The 21,023-nt window shown below is 36.0% G+C and carries 23 protein-coding genes and 2 pseudogenes; 5 read left to right on the top strand and 20 right to left on the bottom strand.

Going from position 1 to position 21,023, the window contains the following annotated elements:
- Nucleotides 1-43: 43 nt before the first annotated feature.
- The 3 genes and pseudogenes from NST22_RS09700 to xylA form a co-directional block, all read right to left on the bottom strand.
- Nucleotides 44-209 (bottom strand): annotated as a pseudogene (locus NST22_RS09700) (glycoside hydrolase family 11 protein); the annotation flags it as partial.
- Between the two features lie 104 nt (nt 210-313).
- Nucleotides 314-1,813, bottom strand: a complete 1,500-nt coding sequence (gene xylB / locus NST22_RS09695) for a xylulokinase (RefSeq protein WP_003245233.1) — start codon at nt 1,811-1,813, stop codon at nt 314-316.
- Between the two features lie 150 nt (nt 1,814-1,963).
- Nucleotides 1,964-3,301, bottom strand: a complete 1,338-nt coding sequence (xylA, locus tag NST22_RS09690; RefSeq protein ID WP_003245235.1) for a xylose isomerase — start codon at nt 3,299-3,301, stop codon at nt 1,964-1,966.
- A gap of 241 nt (nt 3,302-3,542) precedes the next feature.
- Between xylA and NST22_RS09685 the strand changes: the two genes are divergently transcribed.
- Nucleotides 3,543-4,697 (top strand): xylose repressor, encoded by a 1,155-nt coding sequence (locus tag NST22_RS09685; protein ID WP_003244935.1) that lies wholly within the window; start codon nt 3,543-3,545, stop codon nt 4,695-4,697.
- Nucleotides 4,698-4,833: 136 nt separating this feature from the next.
- Here the strand turns inward: NST22_RS09685 and xynB are convergent, their stop codons facing one another.
- From xynB to NST22_RS09650, 7 genes are all read right to left on the bottom strand, one after another.
- Entirely contained in the window at nt 4,834-6,435 is a 1,602-nt protein-coding gene (gene xynB, locus NST22_RS09680) for a xylan 1,4-beta-xylosidase (protein WP_003245202.1), read from the bottom strand.
- A gap of 30 nt (nt 6,436-6,465) precedes the next feature.
- Nucleotides 6,466-7,857 carry an MFS transporter gene (locus NST22_RS09675; RefSeq protein WP_003245259.1) on the bottom strand — a complete coding sequence of 464 codons (1,392 nt, stop codon included), beginning with the start codon at nt 7,855-7,857 and terminating at the stop codon, nt 6,466-6,468.
- Between the two features lie 824 nt (nt 7,858-8,681).
- Nucleotides 8,682-9,152, bottom strand: a complete 471-nt coding sequence (locus NST22_RS09670; RefSeq protein WP_003245403.1) for a hypothetical protein — start codon at nt 9,150-9,152, stop codon at nt 8,682-8,684.
- Between the two features lie 139 nt (nt 9,153-9,291).
- Entirely contained in the window at nt 9,292-9,456 is a 165-nt protein-coding gene (locus NST22_RS09665) for a hypothetical protein (RefSeq protein WP_003245467.1), read from the bottom strand.
- A 112-nt stretch (nt 9,457-9,568) separates the two neighbouring features.
- A complete protein-coding gene (locus NST22_RS09660) occupies nt 9,569-9,844 on the bottom strand; it encodes a hypothetical protein (RefSeq protein WP_003245005.1) in 276 nt (91 codons plus the stop codon).
- A gap of 43 nt (nt 9,845-9,887) precedes the next feature.
- A complete protein-coding gene (locus NST22_RS09655) occupies nt 9,888-10,241 on the bottom strand; it encodes a hypothetical protein (RefSeq protein WP_003245740.1) in 354 nt (117 codons plus the stop codon).
- Between the two features lie 88 nt (nt 10,242-10,329).
- Nucleotides 10,330-10,971, bottom strand: coding sequence for a DUF3885 domain-containing protein (locus tag NST22_RS09650; protein ID WP_003245299.1), 642 nt, complete (start codon nt 10,969-10,971; stop codon nt 10,330-10,332).
- A gap of 153 nt (nt 10,972-11,124) precedes the next feature.
- Between NST22_RS09650 and NST22_RS09645 the strand changes: the two are divergent.
- A pseudogene (locus NST22_RS09645) lies at nt 11,125-11,355 on the top strand (SOS response-associated peptidase family protein); the annotation flags it as partial.
- Between the two features lie 175 nt (nt 11,356-11,530).
- On the opposite strand, the gene NST22_RS09640 reads toward NST22_RS09645, so the two are convergent.
- From NST22_RS09640 to NST22_RS09615, 6 genes are all read right to left on the bottom strand, one after another.
- Nucleotides 11,531-12,043: a GNAT family protein gene (locus NST22_RS09640; RefSeq protein WP_003245754.1), complete on the bottom strand. Its 513-nt coding sequence runs from the start codon at nt 12,041-12,043 to the stop codon at nt 11,531-11,533.
- A gap of 334 nt (nt 12,044-12,377) precedes the next feature.
- Nucleotides 12,378-13,169 carry a hypothetical protein gene (locus NST22_RS09635; RefSeq protein ID WP_003245212.1) on the bottom strand — a complete coding sequence of 264 codons (792 nt, stop codon included), beginning with the start codon at nt 13,167-13,169 and terminating at the stop codon, nt 12,378-12,380.
- A 69-nt stretch (nt 13,170-13,238) separates the two neighbouring features.
- A complete protein-coding gene (locus NST22_RS09630) occupies nt 13,239-13,673 on the bottom strand; it encodes an SMI1/KNR4 family protein (protein ID WP_003245860.1) in 435 nt (144 codons plus the stop codon).
- 186 nt (nt 13,674-13,859) lie between these two features.
- Nucleotides 13,860-14,111, bottom strand: coding sequence for a hypothetical protein (locus tag NST22_RS09625; RefSeq protein WP_003245594.1), 252 nt, complete (start codon nt 14,109-14,111; stop codon nt 13,860-13,862).
- Between the two features lie 130 nt (nt 14,112-14,241).
- Entirely contained in the window at nt 14,242-14,586 is a 345-nt protein-coding gene (locus NST22_RS09620) for a hypothetical protein (RefSeq protein ID WP_003244759.1), read from the bottom strand.
- A 245-nt stretch (nt 14,587-14,831) separates the two neighbouring features.
- On the bottom strand, nt 14,832-15,122 hold the full coding sequence (locus NST22_RS09615; RefSeq protein ID WP_009967315.1) for a membrane protein: 291 nt from the start codon (nt 15,120-15,122) through the stop codon (nt 14,832-14,834).
- Between the two features lie 582 nt (nt 15,123-15,704).
- On the opposite strand from NST22_RS09615, the gene NST22_RS09610 reads away from it, so the two are divergent.
- A complete protein-coding gene (locus NST22_RS09610; RefSeq protein ID WP_019712644.1) occupies nt 15,705-15,857 on the top strand; it encodes a hypothetical protein in 153 nt (50 codons plus the stop codon).
- Nucleotides 15,858-16,037: 180 nt separating this feature from the next.
- On the opposite strand, the gene NST22_RS09605 is transcribed toward NST22_RS09610, so the two are convergent.
- From NST22_RS09605 to NST22_RS09595, 3 genes are all read right to left on the bottom strand, one after another.
- Nucleotides 16,038-16,259, bottom strand: a complete 222-nt coding sequence (locus tag NST22_RS09605) for a hypothetical protein (protein WP_019712646.1) — start codon at nt 16,257-16,259, stop codon at nt 16,038-16,040.
- A 75-nt stretch (nt 16,260-16,334) separates the two neighbouring features.
- Nucleotides 16,335-16,487, bottom strand: coding sequence for a PhrK family phosphatase-inhibitory pheromone (locus NST22_RS09600; protein ID WP_019712647.1), 153 nt, complete (start codon nt 16,485-16,487; stop codon nt 16,335-16,337).
- Nucleotides 16,484-17,599, bottom strand: coding sequence for a Rap family tetratricopeptide repeat protein (locus NST22_RS09595; protein WP_019712648.1), 1,116 nt, complete (start codon nt 17,597-17,599; stop codon nt 16,484-16,486). Before NST22_RS09595 ends, NST22_RS09600 begins: the two co-directional genes overlap by 4 nt.
- A 337-nt stretch (nt 17,600-17,936) precedes the next feature.
- Between NST22_RS09595 and NST22_RS09590 the strand changes: the two genes are divergently transcribed.
- Both NST22_RS09590 and NST22_RS09585 read left to right on the top strand, forming a co-directional pair.
- Nucleotides 17,937-19,556, top strand: coding sequence for a T7SS effector LXG polymorphic toxin (locus NST22_RS09590; RefSeq protein ID WP_212033844.1), 1,620 nt, complete (start codon nt 17,937-17,939; stop codon nt 19,554-19,556).
- An 11-nt stretch (nt 19,557-19,567) separates the two neighbouring features.
- The gene (locus NST22_RS09585) at nt 19,568-19,984 is read left to right on the top strand and encodes an immunity 70 family protein (protein WP_019712650.1); all 417 of its coding nucleotides are present in this window, start codon (nt 19,568-19,570) and stop codon (nt 19,982-19,984) included.
- 28 nt (nt 19,985-20,012) lie between these two features.
- Here NST22_RS09585 and NST22_RS09580 read toward each other — a convergent pair whose 3' ends face one another.
- Nucleotides 20,013-20,990 (bottom strand): N-acetylmuramoyl-L-alanine amidase, encoded by a 978-nt coding sequence (locus tag NST22_RS09580; protein WP_019712651.1) that lies wholly within the window; start codon nt 20,988-20,990, stop codon nt 20,013-20,015.
- Nucleotides 20,991-21,023: the final 33 nt, after the last annotated feature.

The raw sequence follows: 21,023 nt of genomic DNA, 5'->3' as shown, positions 1-21,023 counted from the left end.
CAATGTGAGGGGTTATTTGTGTGTTAACATCCTTCCTATTTCTTCATAAATCAAGAGATCCCTCTACCGTCGTTAGCGCGGTTTCATACATCTTACCCATTGGCATTCCTAAGCTTCCCCACTTCTTGAAGTGTTCGCTGACAAAATACGGTTCCACTCGTTCGTTTTGTCTGCTGGATACTCCAATACTGTTTAAAGGTTGCGATACCTTATTCTCACCATCTTTTCAAAAGAAGGCAGCCATGTTATCAAAGGCCTTTGATGATGATTGATCATTAATTGTTCTTCGGTTGATCTCCAGACAATAACATCATTAGTTTTTTCGAAAGCTCTTCAAAGCTGTATTGAGATCCTTTGTGTGAGTGTAAATGTTCTTATACAAATCAAATAGTGTTTTATATTTTTGAACATTTTGCGCCTTTGGATAAAATGCAGCAGCCTCACGAATGAACTGCTCTGCACATTCTTCAAGTGATTCAAACCAACCGCTTCCAAAGGCAGCCAGCATTGCAGCCCCCATAGCTGGCCCTTGTTCATTTTCTAACTTAATTACCCTCGTATTGAAAATATCAGCTTGCATTTGCAGCCACGTATCATTTTTAGCTCCCCCACCAATAGAAACAACAGTATGAACTGATTTTCCCGCTTCGCGGAATAGCTCAATTGATTCATGTAAAGAGAATGTGATACCTTCCATTATTGCCCTCAAAAAATGCTTTCTATTATGGGCTCCATCCATTCCGATCAAGCTTCCCCGAATAGAAGAATCAGCATGCGGCGTTCTTTCACCAACCAAATAAGGAGTGTATAGCAGTCCATTGGCTCCTATCGGAATAGCTTCCACCCCCTGCAATAATTGCTCAAACGATTCGTTTGGTGCAAACGTTCTTTTAAACCAGTCCAAGCTGTATCCTGCAGCGAGCGTGACGCCCATCGTATAAAAAGAATCCTTTTTTCCATGATTAAAAAAGTGGACTTTCCCTTTAAAGTCTCTTTCTTTTTCTTCTTCGTAGGAAAGTATGACCCCTGACGTCCCAATACTGCATAATGTTTTTCCGGAAGAAAGGATACCTGCTCCAATAGCGCCGCAAGCATTATCTGCTCCCCCAGCGTACACTTTTGTTTTTTCTAATAGCCCGGTCTTCGCGGCAACGTGCGGAAGCAGCGATCCTACACAATCATGAGATTCAACAAGCGGAGGACAAATATCTGCAGAAATACCAATTTGATTGCAAATATCATTGCTCCACTCCTTGCGAGTAATATGTAAAAGTAAAGTTCCTGCTGCATCGGAGTATTCGGTGTGAATGACACCGGTCATACGGAATCGCACGTAGTCTTTCGGAAGCAAAAACACAGCAGTTTTTTTAAAAAGTTCAGGTTCATGTTCCTTTACCCATAACATTTTAGGTAATGTAAACCCTTCTAAAACACGGTTTTTTGTGATGTCAAGAAGATGATCGCCAAATTTCTCGGTCATCCTTATACATTGAGGCGTTGTTCTGGTATCATTCCAAAGAATTGCATTACGTAACACCTGACGATCTTGGTCAAGCAGTACTAATCCATGCATTTGTCCCGAATAGCTTATCCCGTCAATATCCTTGGCTTGAACATTGGATATAGAAACCAATTCAGCCAATGCTTCAATTGTTTGCTGAACCCAGTCTTCAGGATTTTGCTCACTATATCCCGCCTTCTCTTGGATGAGCGGATACCTTTTGGACGTTTCTGCACAAACCTTGCCGTTTTGGTTAACTAAAATGGTTTTAACAGCACTCGTTCCAAGATCTATTCCAATGACATACTTCATTTTTTCACTCCTTGCCCTTTTAAAAAACCATTCACTCTAAATAAATCCTAATTATAGAAGTTACCCGTCATAACAACAAGCAATAGGAAAGGAATCATGACGGGTAATTCAGTGACTTGGTATTGATAGCAGGATCTGGAGCTTATCCTGTTATACTTCTAAAATGTATTGGTTCAATATCGCTTTTAATTTCTCCTGTCTTCCAGATTCGTTTTTAATTGATTTATGATTTAGCGCATATTGCTCAAGTGTGTGGAAATTAGCTCTTCCTTCTATAATTTCAAGACCAATCCCTTCAGTAAAGCTGCGGTAACGATGTTGAATCACATCTTCAAACACACGATCTTCGATTAATTTGTGGGCAACTTTCAATCCTCTTGCAAATGCATCCATCCCTGCAATATGGGCATATATTAGATCATCAGGCTCGAAAGAAGATCTTCTGACCTTCGCGTCAAAGTTTAATCCGCCGCTTCCAAGGCCGCCATTTTGCAGGATTTCGTACATTGCTAATGTCGTAGAATATAAATCCGTCGGAAATTCATCCGTGTCCCAGCCTAAAAGAGGATGACCCTGGTTTGCGTCAACAGAGCCAAGCAGACCATGTACTCTTGCCATGCGTAATTCATGTTCGAATGTATGCCCGGCTAATGTGGCATGATTGGCTTCAAGATTTAATTTAAAATGATTGTCTAAGCCATATTGCTTCAAAAAGGCAATGGTTGTTGCTGCATCTGTATCGTATTGATGGGTGGTCGGCTCTTTTGGTTTTGGCTCAATCAAAAACTGCCCTGTGTACCCGATTTCCTTCGCATAATCCACTGCCATATGCATAAATCTAGCCAAATTATCAAGCTCAAATTTTAAATCGGTATTTAACAATGTTTCATATCCTTCACGGCCGCCCCAAAATACATAGTTCTCAGCGCCAAGCTCTTTTGCTGTTTCTAACCCTTTTTTCACTTGTGCTGCAGCATACGCAAACACATCTGCATTGCAAGAAGTCGCGGCACCATGGACGAAACGGGGATTCGTAAACATGTTTGCTGTATTCCATAATAGCTTAACGCCGCTATTTCTCATGTAATCTTTAATCATGCCCATGATCATATCTAAATTTTGGTTTGTCTCTTTTAGCGTACTGCCTTCTGGTGCAATATCCCGGTCATGAAAAGCAAAGAATGGTGCATCTAGTTTTTCAAACATCTCAAATGCTGCTTCTACTCTCATCTTCGCTAGATCCATGCCTTTATAGTGATCCCATGGTCTTTGCATCGTAGCTGCTCCAAAAACGTCTGTACCATCAGCAGTAAATGTATGCCAATAGGCAATAGAAAATCGCAAATGCTCTTTCAGCGTTTTTCCGCCGATTACTTCTTGAGGATTATAATATTTAAATGCTAAAGGATTAGTCGAATCTTTCCCTTCGTAAACCACTTTGTTTGCGCTTCCAAAATAGTTGATTGAACTGGAATGAGATTGAGCCATGTGATTTCCCCCTTAAAAATAAATTCATTCAAATACAGATGCATTTTATTTCATATAGTAAGTACATCACCTATTAGTTTGTTGTTTAAACAAACTAACTTATTTTCATCTTATATAACCTCGTCAGTATTTTCAATATTTTTTTTAGTTTTTTATGAACACATTAGATATAATAAAGGGAAGATTCGCTATGTACTATGTTGATACTTAATTTAAAGATTAAACAAATGGAGTGGATGAAGTGGATATCGCTGATCAAACCTTTGTCAAAAAAGTAAATCAAAAGTTATTATTAAAAGAAATCCTTAAAAATTCACCTATTTCAAGAGCAAAATTATCTGAAATGACTGGATTAAATAAATCAACTGTCTCATCACAGGTAAACACGTTAATGAAAGAAAGTATGGTATTTGAAATAGGTCAAGGACAATCAAGTGGCGGAAGAAGACCTGTCATGCTTGTTTTTAATAAAAAGGCAGGATACTCCGTTGGAATAGATGTTGGTGTGGATTATATTAATGGCATTTTAACAGACCTTGAAGGAACAATCGTTCTTGATCAATACCGCCATTTGGAATCCAATTCTCCAGAAATAACGAAAGACATTTTGATTGATATGATTCATCACTTTATTACGCAAATGCCCCAATCTCCGTACGGGCTTATTGGTATAGGTATTTGCGTGCCTGGACTCATTGATAAAGATCAAAAAATTGTTTTCACTCCGAACTCCAACTGGAGAGATATTGACTTAAAATCTTCGATACAAGAGAAGTACAATGTGCCTGTTTTTATTGAAAATGAGGCAAATGCTGGCGCATATGGAGAAAAAGTATTTGGAGCTGCAAAAAATCACGATAACATTATTTACGTAAGTATCAGCACAGGAATAGGGATCGGTGTTATTATCAACAATCATTTATATAGAGGAGTAAGCGGCTTCTCTGGAGAAATGGGACATATGACAATAGACTTTAATGGTCCTAAATGCAGTTGCGGAAACCGAGGATGCTGGGAATTGTATGCTTCAGAGAAGGCTTTATTAAAATCTCTTCAGACCAAAGAGAAAAAACTGTCCTATCAAGATATCATAAACCTCGCCCATCTGAATGATATCGGAACCTTAAATGCATTACAAAATTTTGGATTCTATTTAGGAATAGGCCTTACCAATATTCTAAATACTTTCAACCCACAAGCCGTAATTTTAAGAAATAGCATAATTGAATCGCATCCTATGGTTTTAAATTCAATGAGAAGTGAAGTATCATCAAGGGTTTATTCCCAATTAGGCAATAGCTATGAATTATTGCCATCTTCCTTAGGACAGAATGCACCGGCATTAGGAATGTCCTCCATTGTGATTGATCATTTTCTGGACATGATTACAATGTAATTTTTTATGGAATGGACAGCTCATCTTTAAAGATGAGTTTTTTTATTCTAGGAGTATTTCTGAAGCAATAGTGACATGGCACCTTCTCATATGAAAAAGGAGTTCTAAAATAGAAATCTCCTTTTTCATGTGCAAATTATTTTTCTTTATAACGAAAATATCTAAAGTCGGCCGGAATATGATTACCACTGGTATCTTGGCATTGCATCCCTACAAAGGCCCCTGTGAAGAATCCTCCCCCACGGATATAATCATCTGATAATTTTTTCGATTCCAGTGCAATGTCAATTTTGTGCCAATCTTCTTTGTTAAAAGAATAGAAATAATAATATTTGTCCTTTTCAATATTTACTCTTAAATATACATACTTTACTTCACGAGGAATAACAATTTTATTATTTAATGGCTGTGAAAAAGAAAAGTTGTCACATATTGTTAATTCAAGAATGCGCCCAAGTTCTTCATCATGCGTGACTTGAAGAGCCGTCCAGTTCTCTGTATTGTAGTAATTCACCAACCCAGCGGCTTGTTGAAAATTTTCCGGATAAAACTCAACAGCAGTTTCGGCTTCAAAATGGAGACTTTGCCAGCGTCTGGCTACAAATGCCTGAGTAAATGTCGAGGTCAATGATTCATGACCGAATAATCGTAAATGATTTGGCGCTTGAGTCAATGAACCTAATTCATTCGTGAATGGAATCCTTAAAGTTTGAAAATTTATATTTAATGTTGAATCCTCAAATTCATCAACTTCCGGGTACGTTGCTTCAAATATTGTTTCGGGTATAGAAGGTGCATCTACCTCCAAGCTTCCTTCTTTTCCACCTACTACATAGGGCCATTCATCTTTCCAGTAAAGTTTTTGAATAGCTGTTTCTCTGCCCAAAGGACAGTATCCTCTCTGCTGAAAAATTGAATCATCGTCAGGATGAATAGGACGTCCCGTTAAATGAGCTAAATACCACTCATCTGTATGTGTTTGAACAATGGATGCATGACCACATTTTTGCAATGGATTTCCTGGGTCATGCCATGACGTTAAAATTGGATTATCGGGATGAACTTCATATGGCCCCTCAATATTTGCAGAACGAGCAATTGTAGCAGCATGTTCGTACCGTGTTCCTCCTTCTGCAGTTAATAAATAATAATAGTTCCCGATATGATAAAGATGCGGAGCTTCTGTCAGTTTTCTATCAGTTCCTTCAAATATAACTTTTGGTTTACCGATTAATTTTTGCTCTTTATCAGAATATTCCTGTATAACAATTCCTCCAAATGAGTGCCGATCAATACGGTGATCCCATAACATATTTAATAAATACTTTTTTCCATCCGTATCATGGAACAAAGAAGCATCAAACCCCGAGCTATTTAATTTAATCGGCTCACTCCAATCACCATTAATCGTTTCACAAGTAACTAAATAATTGTGACAATCTTTCCATGCGCCATCTACTACCTTAACATCCGTATAGATCAGCCAAAACTTCCCATCACTATAGCTTAAACATGGTGCCCAAACTCCACCTGAATTTGGGTTTCCTTTCATGTCTAATTGTGAAACTCTCTGTAATGGATGTGCAACTAAGTGCCAATTTACTAAATCTTTTGAGTGGTGTATCTGGACTCCCGGAAACCACTCAAATGTAGATACAGCGATATAATAATCCTCTCCTGCTCTACAAATACTTGGATCGGGATTGAATCCTTTAAGTACGGGATTGGTAATCTTCATTTGGGACTCCTCCTCAGTTTATTTTCTTTTTTAAGCCTTGAAATCATCAATATGATCCAAATAAACTTTGTCTCTATTCTCTAATTCTCGAACCATGTTTTTATATTTTTTCTCATCTAAGTTATAGAAATTAATATCAATTAAAGCTAGAACAAGCAAGAACACGGGAATAATGGTTGTTGTAATTAAAATCCCCATTAAGGCCGCCGGGGTTTGTGCCTGATTTGCTACATATCCAAACTTATCAAGAACCAGACCCGGAACAACTCCTCCTAAGGCCATACCAAACTTAAAGAAAAATCCGATTATAGCGTAAATGAGCCCACCCATTCTTTTCCCAGTCCTGTACTCTCCATATTCAATTGTTTCAGGAATAAGCGCCCACATATATCCCCCGGCAGTGAGACTTCCAGCAGCAGCGATTAATCGACAGACAAGTATGAGGTAAACATTACTTGGCGGAACAAACAGTAAAGCTAAGAGGCCTATAATATTCAGTAATAATGCATAGTTTAGTAATTTCTTTTTCCCCAAAAATTGATGAAGCCTTGGAATAAACGGTAAAATGACCAAAGCGGGTAAACTTCCTATCAAACCGTACCACTTCACCAAATCCTCTCTTTCTAAGTTATACGTTACGTAGTAAATGCCAACCGAATTACTGATGGAATTCACTCCAAAAATAATAATAAAGAAAATACTTAATACAACAAGTGGACGATTAACACGAAACTGCTCAAATATATCCGTAAATTTAATTTTCTCTTCGGATTTTTGAAGAGTGACCCGCTCTTTTGTGCTTTTAAAACAAAAGATTAAAAGGCACCCGCCTATCATTCCCAAAATACCCATGGTTAGTTGCCAGCCAAGAGACTCGTTGCCGGAAGTATCGCTTAAATAAGCAGCCAGTAAGGGAACAAAAAATGCAACGACAAGTCCCCCAAGATTCGCAAATAACATGCGAACAGAAGTTATACTAACAACTTCTTGATTATTTCTAGTCATTGCAGAAGTTAACGCGCCATATGGAACGTTTATCGTTGTGTATGTAAGCGACAAGCCAACATAGGTTATATAGGCATATATTAATTTCCCCATATCCGAAAAGTCTGGTGTTGTAAAACAGAGTATTGCCAGTATGACAAATGGAAAAGCTCCGAATAAAAGATACGGTCTAAAGCGTCCAAATCTGCTGTTCGTTCTGTCAACTATTGTTCCGATAAAAGGATCAGCGAGAGCGTCGATTATTCTAACCACTAAAAACATAGTACCGGCTGCTGCTGCCGATAAACCAAAAACATCTGTATAGAAGAACAAAAGATACGTAGACACTGTTGCATAAATTAAATTACAAGCAAAATCTCCAGACGCATATCCAACTTTTTCAACCATGCTAATCTTCTTTACATTTTCACTGAGCATGATTTCTCCCCTTTTCGATCCTTTAATATGGAACAGTGTGAAACGGTATAACAATTTCTCGAATTTACGGTCAGTAAACTTTTATAAAAGCGCTTTCAAAACAGTGCAAAAAAATATGGTGATCAGCAAGCAAAAAATTCATCTTTTTTCGTCATACCTTATATACCTGGAAAAGGATAAAAGCCTCATTCTTTCGTTTCTTATATTGTTTAGCTCCATTAAATCGACCCTCTTATCCCCCTTCCATCCATATTAGTAAGATCTTATCTTGTGGATAATGAAAGTTCATTTCATTAGTTTGTTGATCAAACAAACTAACTTGACTTAATATTATAAAATCCTTTCGACTTTTTCAACATCTTTTTCAGAAAGTTTAAACAGAATGAATTAAATATTGATTTTTGACTGTTTTGTTATATTCAGTGTCTCAGTCCAAAACAGATTCTTGTGTAAACACATGACAAAGATGATCTATGCGAAATAAAGAATTGGTTAGTGGTAAGTTGCATTTAAGAGTTTGATAAAGGTGATCACAGGATGTATGGAGACTGTTAGCCTAGATTTATGCTGATGGCAAGCCCGGTCATGAATTGAAAGAACGGAATGGCCAGAATAGTTTATGTTATAAGTCCAACCCTACATACATATATCAATACAGGAAAGATAAATAAGAAGCAAAAATAGAGAAGCTTTCAACCGGAGTAGAAATGGCTATTTGACTGTCTGAGGATTAATGGCTGTGTTAAACACTATGATTTTTCCTTCAAACTTATTTTAATCTTAAAAATTTTAATTGAGACTGGAAACAAAAGGGAATACAGAAATTAATTCCGTATTAATTTATTCAATATGTTAATTTTACTTTGGTCTTTATGATTCTTCTTCCTTCTTCTATAACCATCTAATAAAGACTTTTTATAAATCTTGAGGTAATCATCAATCGTTAGCAAATGATATTTCGCTCCGCCATCTTCAAAAATCTCTAGGTTATTATAGTCTACATCTGCAAATGGTTTTAAATCCTCAATGTAAGAAATGCCTATTTTTGTATTAGTTTTCTTAAATTCATGCTCATGTAAATCAACCATTTTGTATCCATGCAGTTCCATCACTTTTTTTAGTTTTTCCCACTTTTCCTCTAAAAAAATTAAAGGAATAAGGAGATCAATATCTTCTGGGGAAAAGTCTAACCCAGTTACCTTTTCAAGACCTAAAGATCCATATAATAATGGAATTATATCTAACTCTTTATTAAACGTTTTAGCTATATTGATAAATTCATTATACAACTTCATTTTACATCCCCATTATTTGGTGATTAATTATTAAGATTCAACTGGCTCTTGAATTTTCATAAGTCCTTCAATACTTTCATGCGGTATATATCTCAAAGGGTTATTTTTTCAAACATCCTGAAAGTCATCTGTACAATATCTAAAAAGCCTTGAAAACTGAATTAAAGAAAAACATCAAAATGATAATGGCTAGCACAACAACAATTTCAAAAGTATGTGAACTGCCATCTTCTTTTTCTCGTTCTTTCTTCTCCCTCATTTGTTCCCTATATTTTCTTTGTATTTCATCCTTTTTCCTATCCACCTTACTCGACCCCTTTCAACATAAAGTAAAGCCAAGCAATTCTGAAGTTTTTTTATTCCTTCTTTTGACAAGCTCGAAAATACCAATGTATAAGCGTAATGCCTAATGGATTTTAAACTCCAAATAACAAAGCCCCTCCGATAAACCAGAAAAAAGGAAATGGAAACATAATTGCATTTAAGACAATCCCATATACAGCACACCGTTTATTTGTCTTTATTGAAACGAACGCTAAAATGATTCCTATAGGAGAAAGTAATAATGGAAAAAACACCGGCATTCCTTGCCATGGAATTGACATAAATCCTGTAAAAAAATTAATAATTAAGATGGCTGAGATAATTGGAATAGTGATTGAAAAAACAGCTGCAGCTTTTTTAACATTCATATTGAAAGCAAGTCTCCGTTCTCTTTAAAAATAGTAGTTTTATTTAGTTTTGAGAAAGTTTGTCAAAATCTCTTTCTTTCATTTCAGGCAGAGTGATATCAATCCCTAACATTTTTATTAATTCTTGTACATAGCTTTTTATTGCAAGCATATTAAATGGGAAATCGAAATCAAGTTCCTCTTTAACGCTTAGAATATCCATTGCATACGAACAGTTATGCTCCATACCCAAAAGATCATCATTAAAGCTTAATACATCTTTATACGATTGATCAGATAACTCAAAGTGAGTAACTAAATAAACACTAATATGGTTTCCACCTTGAGAATCAAAATCCACTAATCTTTCATCAAGTACTAATAAAAATGCAGATCTCTCATCATCACATAATACCATCTTAGTTTCAATAACCGTTTACATCTTGTATGTAAGGCCCTCATAATCTAATTCTGCCTTTCCTGATAAATCGTTTTTAAAAAAAGTATTACATGCACTTATACTCTTCTACCCAGTCGTGATATTTTTCATAAAGTGGACGTATTCGTTTGAAATCATGAGCTATGACTTCGCATCCGCGGTCATCATAGATAAAGAAAATAATGTCTTTTGTAATGTTCACAAAGAAAACATCAGGGTAATCAATAGAGTAACCTCCGAATTTCGGTTTTTGTGGAAAATCCTCATTACTGGCTGCTTTAAGTAATTCAGTTACACGTAAGTCTCGAGGTTTGCATAACAGGGAAAATTGTTGCATCTCGTATTCTTCAGCTTTATTGATTTCGAAAGGATAGGGATATGTCTTCACCATAATTTGATTCAAATGATTTTTACATTTTAGAAACGGTTGATACACCTTTAATTTTCTTATACATTTCTCTTTCTTTTTGTGCTTATACATATTCGTCACAAGGAATATGTCATCATTTTGTTCAAATAATTCATTAAAAATGATTGAGGTTTGTTCATATACAATCCGAAACATCTTTAAATTCAATTCTTCATTTGCTTTGAGTTGATAGATATTTTCCCCAAGACAAAAATGGATTCCTGTGCCCCATTGATTATAGATGCTAGGAATTAATTCGAGGTTTTGAAACCTTTCCTCAATATACCCTATTAAATTCATTCACACATTCTCACTTTCGGTTAATCAGATGATTTTATGTAGATCTAAAAAAATTGTAATTCCTTCCTGTGATTGTAACTTTAGTATACCATTTTCACTCTGAGCGATCGATAGGAATACGGTCTTTTTGGAACCCCCTAAAAGATAATGAACATCTGTGGCAGGTTCACTTTATTCTCTGAGTTCAATGACATGTTAAGCAATTCAACATAGATCAATTTTTACCAGAAGGGAATAATCAACCACTATATAAAGATATTCCTTCACAAAAAATCCTGACAATCATCAACAACGGATCAAACAATCGTCTGGCAAACTTAAATAGGGTCTTATTCCCCCGTGGGCAAAAGTGAAAAGATCAGTTATAAAATGATTAACGCTCGAATGGTATGGCTGCGTATCAGGTATCATCCTTAGTGAACTCACCTAAAAACAATTCACCGGAGCTCATTGAATCCCATTTAATCACTGTCATATCACTTTATATATCACCTTCATTTAACTAATATGTTCTAAGTAGAGGGTGATAATTTGTTTGTATTGCCGCACTCAATAAAGTTCAATTCCACTCTTCCTCTAAAATAGCGTAATAATATTCATCCCACCATTCATTGCCTTTTGGAATACATTTTTTAAAAAAGCCTTCTCTTCTCATTCCAATCTTCTTCATAACTCGGTATGAGGGAATATTCTCAGGTTGACACGTAGCTATAATCCTATGTAAGTTCATTTCTTTAAATCCATATTCCAAGATAGCTTGGGCTGCCTCAGAAGCATACCCTTTATTTTGATAATTGGGATTAAACACCCACCCAATTTCATATGTATGTTCACCAAAATACTTATAAAAAACAATATGGCCTATAAGACAGTCTTCATCTCTTAGTATGACAGGGAATTTTTCAGCGTTATCACCTTTGTTTTTATTTACAAATGCCTTTGCATCTTCTTCAGTAAAAACCCCTTCAGGTATATACTTCATTACATTACTATCAGATGTATACTCATATACTGCTTGCCAATCTTTGAATTCAAATTCACGTATCAATAACCTTTTTGTTGTTATGTGCATTAAAGCAACTCCCCTCTAATATACTTAATCTTTATTTCAATATGAAGACAACAATAACCTCTTTAAAACTATTCTTATTCAACAATATTGCCTCTTGCTAGAACAACTCAAGGATTACTGACTGTGAACAAGCAATGGAATATGATTCTCCAAAATAATCCCCCTATCCTTCTCTGAGGGGTAATATGGGGAATTTATGACAAAACTAAAGACGAAGTAAGATCATTTACTGTGGATGCAACTCGTAAGCCAGATTGCAAAGATAAAATATGTAAGAATTAAACAAACATCCTCTTACAATAAGTAAGAGGATGTTTGTTACCAACAAGATTGTTTAATTTAATTGGTATTCCTTATTAAGCTTTTTAAGAAGTGAAATTTCAACTTCGTATTGGCTTCCATAAATTCTGCTTATTTTTTGCACTTCTTCCTTTGAGCCGAAGAAAATAACTTTAAAATCATCATTTACGTATTGAACTACAAAAAAATCATCAAAATCATAAAATGTATTTTTATTTATCGAAATAAAACCACTTGATTGAGCTGTTGTTTTTACACTAATCCGTCTGCCATCACTCACAACATCAAATCCATGCTGATTAGTTTGACGTGCCAGAGTGCCGTTGGTTTGGATTGCACAAATGAATTCACCGATTCTGCCAATTAAATGCCTCAATTCTGTAGGCTTACAGTTCAATACATTCATTTCATATCTCAGGATTTGGTTATATTCATTATAAAGGTTTACAAGTTGTTCTTTACTAATGATTTCGGCTTGATCATTTATTTGGTTATTAGTAACAGAAGCTTCTCGGAGTGATTTAACACCGTTTACCCATTCGCCTACGATAACTTCCTTATCTTCCCCTTTTGATTTTCTGAAAATAAGTCCTGTATAAAGAGAGTTTTCACCTAAGTATTTGTAAGAACTTCTATTCATATATTCAAAGAGGTGCTTATTAAAAGAAATCCCCTTATTATACCGGTTATAACAATAATCTGATAAAATAATGCTATCCGGATTAGTTCCGTATTTTTCTTGAAGGGTTTTCTTTACTTCTTGAGGTGAAACCAACTCATTGATCTTATTTTTCAAAGCATCCTTAATTTGCTCGTAAATTGTCATTATACTTCCCTCAAATTGCAGTTTCTTTGGTTGTTGAAATTAGTCATAATTTTTTCTTTTGCCGAAGTGTTATTCTGAAACCAGTTTATAATACTCTTGGAGATTCGGATTTACTTCCCAATATTTCGTTCCATTTAAAGACACTAGCATATCAAACCATATCTCGAAATTAGAATCTAAGTTAATCGCATCTTCAATATCATCAATTGAGTCTAGATATAGCATATAGCCTAATCCATTTTTTGATTTGTTTGTGTCTATGACATATCTTCCATCAAAATGATATCCAATTAAAACGTATCCCTCTGGGAAATCTTGAACCTCATTATATTCAATGATTCCCTCTAAGCTAAGTATTTCAATCCCATCAAACATTTCCATCCCATTGTGCTGTAACAAAAACTCTTTATAGTCATTAGGGAAAGTAACACCTAGCTTCTGTTCTATATCGCTAATTTCTTGAGGACTAGCAGGATCTTTGAAATGAAAAGTAGCATCTTCCATGACATATCCTCCATGATGAAACATAGGGAATGTACCATATTTAGAAACTGCTTTCTTAATACCATCTAGTGTCATGTGAACTAACTTTTATTTCTTCCATAAATGCTCCTCCTCCTTAAATCATCTCACTAAATTTTACCACACAGAACATTAATAGATAAATTTAAAAGGGACATAAACTGTTTATTAAGAAACAATTTTACTCATAATTAAAGCAGGATTAGTGGTGAACAAAATGTAAGTGTTACGTGCTGTTTTAATTACTACCCTATCTGTTGAGCCATAAGGAAACCCAATCCTTACTGCGCTTTTCTCCTCTCCCCCATAGTTTGGATCAAGAAATACATCATTGATTTCTTTGATTGGAATTTCAATTTTGGATAGCTGCCAATTGATAATTAAGTTTTCATTTGATTTTTCAACGTTGATTCCAAGCATAAAAACATTCCCCTTTTGACTATGAATTCAGTGAAACAAACACGCTTTAAAATTTATTAAATCCAAAAAGTAATACTTACGGGAAATATGACTATAAGCAAAAGAGCCCTTTCAGGCCCTTATTTTTCTTTTACCCTTGGTATGAATTTGTTACAAACTCTTTTGCTTTATTAGCAACAGCTTCCCAAGTGGCGGCAGCATGATCAAGATCCGCAGAAAGCTTATTGATATCCTCATTCTCAAACCCTTGGGCGAGTGAATAAAATTGATTTGCTATAGAATGCCAGATGCCTTCGATTTGTCCTATAAACTCCTTAGACTTTTCTGCTTGGGCTATTACATTAACCAGGTCTATATTGATACTGTGAAGCATCCCCAAAACTTTTACTTCTAATTCTGGAATCTGTATATAATCTTCATCGCTTGGACTTTGATTTTTCTGTTTCTTGAGTAATTGACTTAAAGCTTTCCACACAGTATTGTCCTCCTATGATAGCTTCTTTAGACGTGCCTCTATGGAAATGGTCATTTGGTGATCAGCTTCACGAAATGCCTCAGCAAATGTTTCAATTCCGGTATCCTAGAAACATGGCGTTAGATAATCATGCCCACCGATGCCCCCGCTGGTGGATTAGTTGCAAGCATAAACATTCTGCGATTTATCACCGACCTTGTCAAAGGGATGTTAAATAAAAAAAGAACCTTAATTTTCCCATTGGCTTATTGGCTTACTTTTGAAAATTTATAAATTATTATTATATTGAACAGTGTTGGTATGATGTATACAAGACCAGTTCCAAGTAGACCTATTACTGAACTAGCAATTAATAATATGCTGAAGACTGGTTTATTATTTGTCTGGATTGAAGCAAGCATGGTTATAATTCCCGCCAAAGCACCTAAAAACCATAAATTCCCCAAAGTGTAAGAGTCATCTATAACCGCAAACAGTTGAGCCAGTACAGAAAAAACCGCTCCTAATCCCCCGGAGAAGATAGTCAATTTTTTCATAGAAATCTCCTTTTTGAAAATTGATTTAGATTTCAACGTAATTATGGATTCATTTGGTTATGATGTCAATGATAAACATCTACCTTACTCATCTTATTATTGCTGGTAGAAGTATTGAACAATGGAATTATCACAGAATTTGTCGAATTATTTATGCGTATTGCTTCCTTAAGCGTGGAATTATTTCCCTAATTAAAAATTTAGTACATAGAATTATTAGTGACATAGACTAAAAGTGACCCTGCTTTTTAGCAGTGCCGCTCCATAATTTATTACCTATTAACATAAAAAATCCCCTGACACTTTTAGTGCCAAGGGATTGAGATATTAATACTGAGACATATACTGTTCGCGTTCCCAAGGATGTACTTGCGTGCGGAATATAATCTAGGCAATATTTCAATGTCATAGTGCATGATAAACGTTGAATTAAGAAGGTTTTGTTATTTCTCTTCGAATAAGAAATCATCAAGTATATTATATTTGTGGGTGTTTTGTGGGTGTCTTTGTGGGTGCCCACATCTATTCATTTTTAGATTTTTATTGTAAGCTAAAGATATACATATAAAGGGAATGATAATATTGAATATAAATAAAATCAGATCTGCGCTTTACAAATCGGCAAAGCTTCTTGGAGATGTTAACGCAGCCAAAAACGGAACACTTGGAAAAAGAGTGGCTCGCCGTGCAGCCGGAAAAGCAACAAATAAATTATTAAAAAAATTGTTCAAATAAAAGGGATTTGGAAAATTATGAAGTAATGTATCTATAGAGAGGAGTTGATAAATGATGATCGCACGCGAGCTACCAGTAGGAACCCATCAAATCGACCCACCTGTAGGAATGGGCTTAGGTCGTGAAATAAGAGTAGGTGGATAAATAAAAAGGCTCTCTCATATGAGAAGGGCCTTTTTATTATTGGTCGACTTGACAACCGCACTTACAAATGAAATGAACATGTTTATTTCCATACCAATTACACACATAATCAGATGATTTATTAAGACACGAAGGACAGCTAACGCCTGGTTTGTTCTCCGGCTCTCCTTGATGCTGTTCATAAATTTGCAAAACCTCTTCAATCAAATTTGGTACTCTTTCTAATCCCTCTTCCAGCTCTTTTGATAACTTTTTCATATATCTCACCTCTACATGCACCATATCAGAACAAACGTTCTCACGCAATAAAAAACCCTTTTCAGGGTTCTTGTATTAAGTGCCAACAGGTCTTTCTGCAATTTGTATTTCTGTTCCAACTGGTTTTTCACTAAAATGAAAGTCAGGTTGAGTAATCAAACTAGTGCCAACAGCTAATCCACTTAAGATAATAGCTGTAACAGACACACGAAGTATTAATCTTTTCATCCTATTCCCTCCAACTGCCTCATTTTCTTTTCGGCTAAAATAGCTCGTTTAGAAAATTCAAGAGCATCCTTATAACATTCTTTCTCCTCACAGTACCGAGAGATAATCAAGGATAGATCAAGAACACTGTCTAAGTCATTCTTTTCTTGAAGGAAATGAATATAACTCAAACAATGCTCAATCGTTTCGTTTTGATTATCTTGAAGAAGTTTATAAATGATGTTTATTTTAGCCTCATACACTTTATTCTCTTTTTGGTTTAAATTTTCCTGTCCTTTTTTGTAATAATATACAGCCTTATCTTTTTGGCCCATGAGGAATAACTCTTTTGTGACCATGTAAAGAGAGTTAATGTAATAAACTGATTGTCTCCATTCTTTGTTTCGGATTGCTTTTCTTAGTGCATTAAGGCAGTCTTGGGATCTATTTGCTGCTGAGTATGTAATACTTAAATTGTGATGGATTTGGGCTTCGAAAAATTTATCACCAAGCTCTTTTGAAATTCTAATCGCTTGGAAATAGGCTTCTTCAGCTTTATCAAACTGGCCTAGATCAGTATAGTTAGTTCCAACAACCATCAATGCAGTTGCAAACTTTCTTTTGTAATTTTCATTCCCTTTATAAATGTTGAGAGCGTTGTTTATATAATTTAATGAAACAATACTTTGCCGTAGCATCATGTACATTGACGCCACTTTAGAATAAAATTCAGCAGCTTCAATTTCATCCGGAATGACAGATAACTTTTTCTCTGCGATTTTAAAAAGGCTTATGGCATTCTCAAAGTTTCGATTATATGATTCGTATAACGCTTCAAATAAAAAGAAATAATACTCTATCATGTGATCAGTTTTTTGAATTTCTTTTGCGTGTCTTTTATTGAAATATGAATGCTTAGGGAAGTCTGATCCTTTAACTTGGTACATCATCATTTTATGTCTCTCTTCAAGCAAAGAGTAATACATCAATACCTCTTGATCTTCCACCATTTCATCAAACAGAGCTTTAACCTCTTTAAAATATTTCTCGGCAGCCTCAACATCTTGCTGTTTTATAGCGATATACCACTCATTTAAGATATTAGCAACATACTCAGAAGCAAGTTTACTCATAATAAACCCCTCTTTCCGTCAAAATTCTAAATACTCAAACAAATGTTAACACACGTTTAACATTTTATGTCATATATAGAAATAATTTTCGACATAGCGCAATTTATTTTTCGTTATGGCGCAAATTTCCTTTAGGGTAATTTTTACTATTTTTCAGAATGAAGAACTCATTAAAAAATGAGTCTGCCGAACTTAATACTATGCGGCCAGAATTCAACTGAGTTAATAGTGCCTATGTAATTCGAATCATTCTTGTAACTACATATTTATTATCAGCTTCTCTCTCCTAAACTATGGTAAAATCCCTGTGTTAAATTCCATATGAAAGGATATGATCATGAAGGTATTTGAAGCCAAAACACTGCTTTCCGAAGCTGAAAACCGTGCAAAAGAATACAAAGATTTAAAAAGTAAAATGATCAAATTAAAGAAAGCATTCAAAGCTGTCGCTGATTTAGATGATAGTGAGTTTTCAGGTAAAGGTGCAAATAACATCAAATCATTTTATGAAGATCAGGCCGGCATTGCTGACCAATGGATTGATCTAATTGAGATGAAAATATCATTTTTAACGAGTATTCCTGGTATCTTGGAAGACGCCAGCTTATCAGATGCCTACATAGAAGAATCCTTCCTAGAGCATGAGTTGGCCAATGCTAATTCTAAATCAAAATCCATCATGTCAGAACAGAAAAAGGCCATCAAAGACATATTAAATGAAATACACGATGTCCTCCCCTTAGATGTTTTTTCAACGGAAGATTTTAAAACTGAATTATCTTCTGCTGAGAAAAAACGAAAAAATACAGTCGAGAAAATAAGTGAAGTCGATGAGAACCTAACGTCAGAATATGCCTTATCAGAAGCAAATGAACAAATGATTCAGGCTGATTACCAAGCACTCATAAACGCAACAACAACAGGCAAGAGTGCCTCTCCCATCCACTATAATGCCAAGGCTTATAGGGACAGTGAAGTCCACAAGATGATTGAGGATGTAAAAAAACAATCGACTGATTATATCGCCTTTAAAGATCAGCAGGCCGAACAAAGAATGATAGCAAAAGAACAGGAGGAGCTTGCAAATAAGCCATGGTACGAAAAAACGTGGGATGTTGTTTGTAATTTTACAGGGGAAGTCTCCGGATATTATGATTATAAAAGAGCCGCCGATGGCGTTGATCCTGTAACCGGTGAAAAGTTGACAGAGGGCCAACGTGTAGCAACTGGCGCAATGGCTGCAGCAGGTTATGTGCCCATTGTGGGATGGGCAGGTAAATTAGGCAAAGGTGTAAAAGCTGTGTATTCAACTAGCAAAGCGATCTCCAAAGCAGACAAAGCGCTTGATGTCTATAAAACGCCTAAGACATTTCACGCTCTTCAAAACTCCAGCAAAGGACTTTACGGTCTCGCATCTGCAAACGGTTTTAGCGAAGCAATAACTGGCCGGGATATGTTTGGGAATAAAATTTCTGATGAACAACGACAAAACAGCCTTAATCATGCGTTATCGATGCTTGGCGGATTCGGTTTGCGTGGAGTCAGCAAAAACTTAAATGTGAAAAATTCTGATATTCCTAAGAGACCATCATGGCGACAATCTGAAAAAGATGTTGGAAAAGATTATCCTGATTACAGTGAACAAAAGTCATTTATAGATGGCAAAGAAGTCCCTTATGGAAAGAAAGGCAGCTCCCGTCCGGACTTCTATAAAACTGGGCATAGTATAGAGGTTAAAAACTATAAGATTACTACACCAAGTGGGAGAAGTAGGTTAGTAAACAATGTTTCAAAACAAGTTGAAAAACGACTCACTGACCTTCCTAATAATACAAAACAATCTGTAGTCATAGATATTAGGGGCCAGTCAGTTTCTGAAGAAATAATGGACGACTTATATGATAAGATAATGAAAAAGACTAACGGAAAAGCAGATATAAAATTCAAAACCAATTAGAGGTGAGCACGTTGGCTGTAGGATTTAAGGTTAAATATTACTGGTATCAAGTTGGGCATGGAGACTTCTTACATTCATTTTTTTCAACCGTAAGCTACCATTTAGAAGAGCATGGTTGGGGATCGAAATATCCGCATTTATTAAATGAGCTTTATCAAGGAAAGCTTGAAAGCAAAAACATTGATCCTGCCCTTGAAGAATTAGAAGATATAAAAGAGAAATTGAAAGAGTACAACCCTTCACAAGTCATTTGGGATATTGAAGATGTTAGCAAAAGGCCTCCATGGGGGGATAACATAAGTGAAGAAATCACCGACTTGTCTAATTATTTTGTTACGAGTGATGGGGAGGATTTTATAAAGATTTTAAAAAGTGCGCTTGAAAAAGGGAAAAAAACAAATTCAGAAGTGTTAATTGATAGTATTTGAAAAAAAGGCCCTGACTAAAGGGCCTTTTTTATTTTAATAGGACTTCAAGTTTTGCTTTTGTTTTCGGTCCGTAGATACCATCTGCAGATAGCCCGTGCATCAGCTGGAACCGTTTGACTGCGTTTGCTGTTTTCGGACCATACACGCCGTCAATGCCGTTATTCTTCGCCCCTTTGTCTGGATAAAAATAAAGAGACGCCAGAGCATTTTGAATACGCCTTACGTCATCCCCTTTTCGCATAGGGCTTGTTACTCTAATGACACCAGAGGGCAGCGCATATGACGTTTTTTTGCTGCTTGGTTTAGGGGTCGAAGTGCTTGAGCCTGTGAGCTTTAATACTTGGTCGACCTTGATCATGTTTGGGTTTTTGATACCGTTCAAGCTTTGCAGGGTTGCCACACTCACCCCGTGCTCTTTTGCAATTGCGGAAAGAGTATCGCCTTTTTTGACTGTGTAAGTGCCCCCAGAAGCTTTAGGCGCAGACGATGACGATTTAGAAGATGCTTTCCCGCCCAGCTCCTTCAATTCTGCTTCAATGGCTGCCTTAACCTCATCCCATCTGCCCCCCGACAAAATACGGTGCGGGCAATACTTGCCGTTCCAATCTTGATGCTTGCGCACACGATCAATACCCCAGCCGCGCTCTTTGAGCAGCTGCGCCACAAATTTAATAGCCAATTTTTCAGCAGCGTAGTATTTAGCGCCTCCCGATTTACTATAACAAATTTCGACACCGATCGACTTACGGTTCCCGGTGCCGTTGGTGCCGTCTCCTGTGTGCCATGCGTTGCGATTTAACGGTAGCCCTTGAATAACCTCTTTGTCATCAACGGCAAAATGAAAGCTTGTCGAGCTAGTATTTCCGATCATATAGCTGATTTCATTGGCAGCTGACGCGTCATTCGCTGTATTGTGGATGGTGATGTATTCAGCGTCCATGTGATTAGGGCATTTCAAAGCGTATTTAGCTTCTGATACAAGATTCTTTTTCACTGTGATTGTCATAAGTGTTCTCTCCTTTATTTTTGATATAGAAAA

The sequence above is a fragment of the Bacillus sp. PS237 genome, from assembly GCF_037963345.1.
GTDB lineage: Bacteria > Bacillota > Bacilli > Bacillales > Bacillaceae > Bacillus > Bacillus subtilis.
Note: the sequence above shows the minus strand (reverse complement) of the source record. Positions and strands in the feature narration are given on the sequence as shown.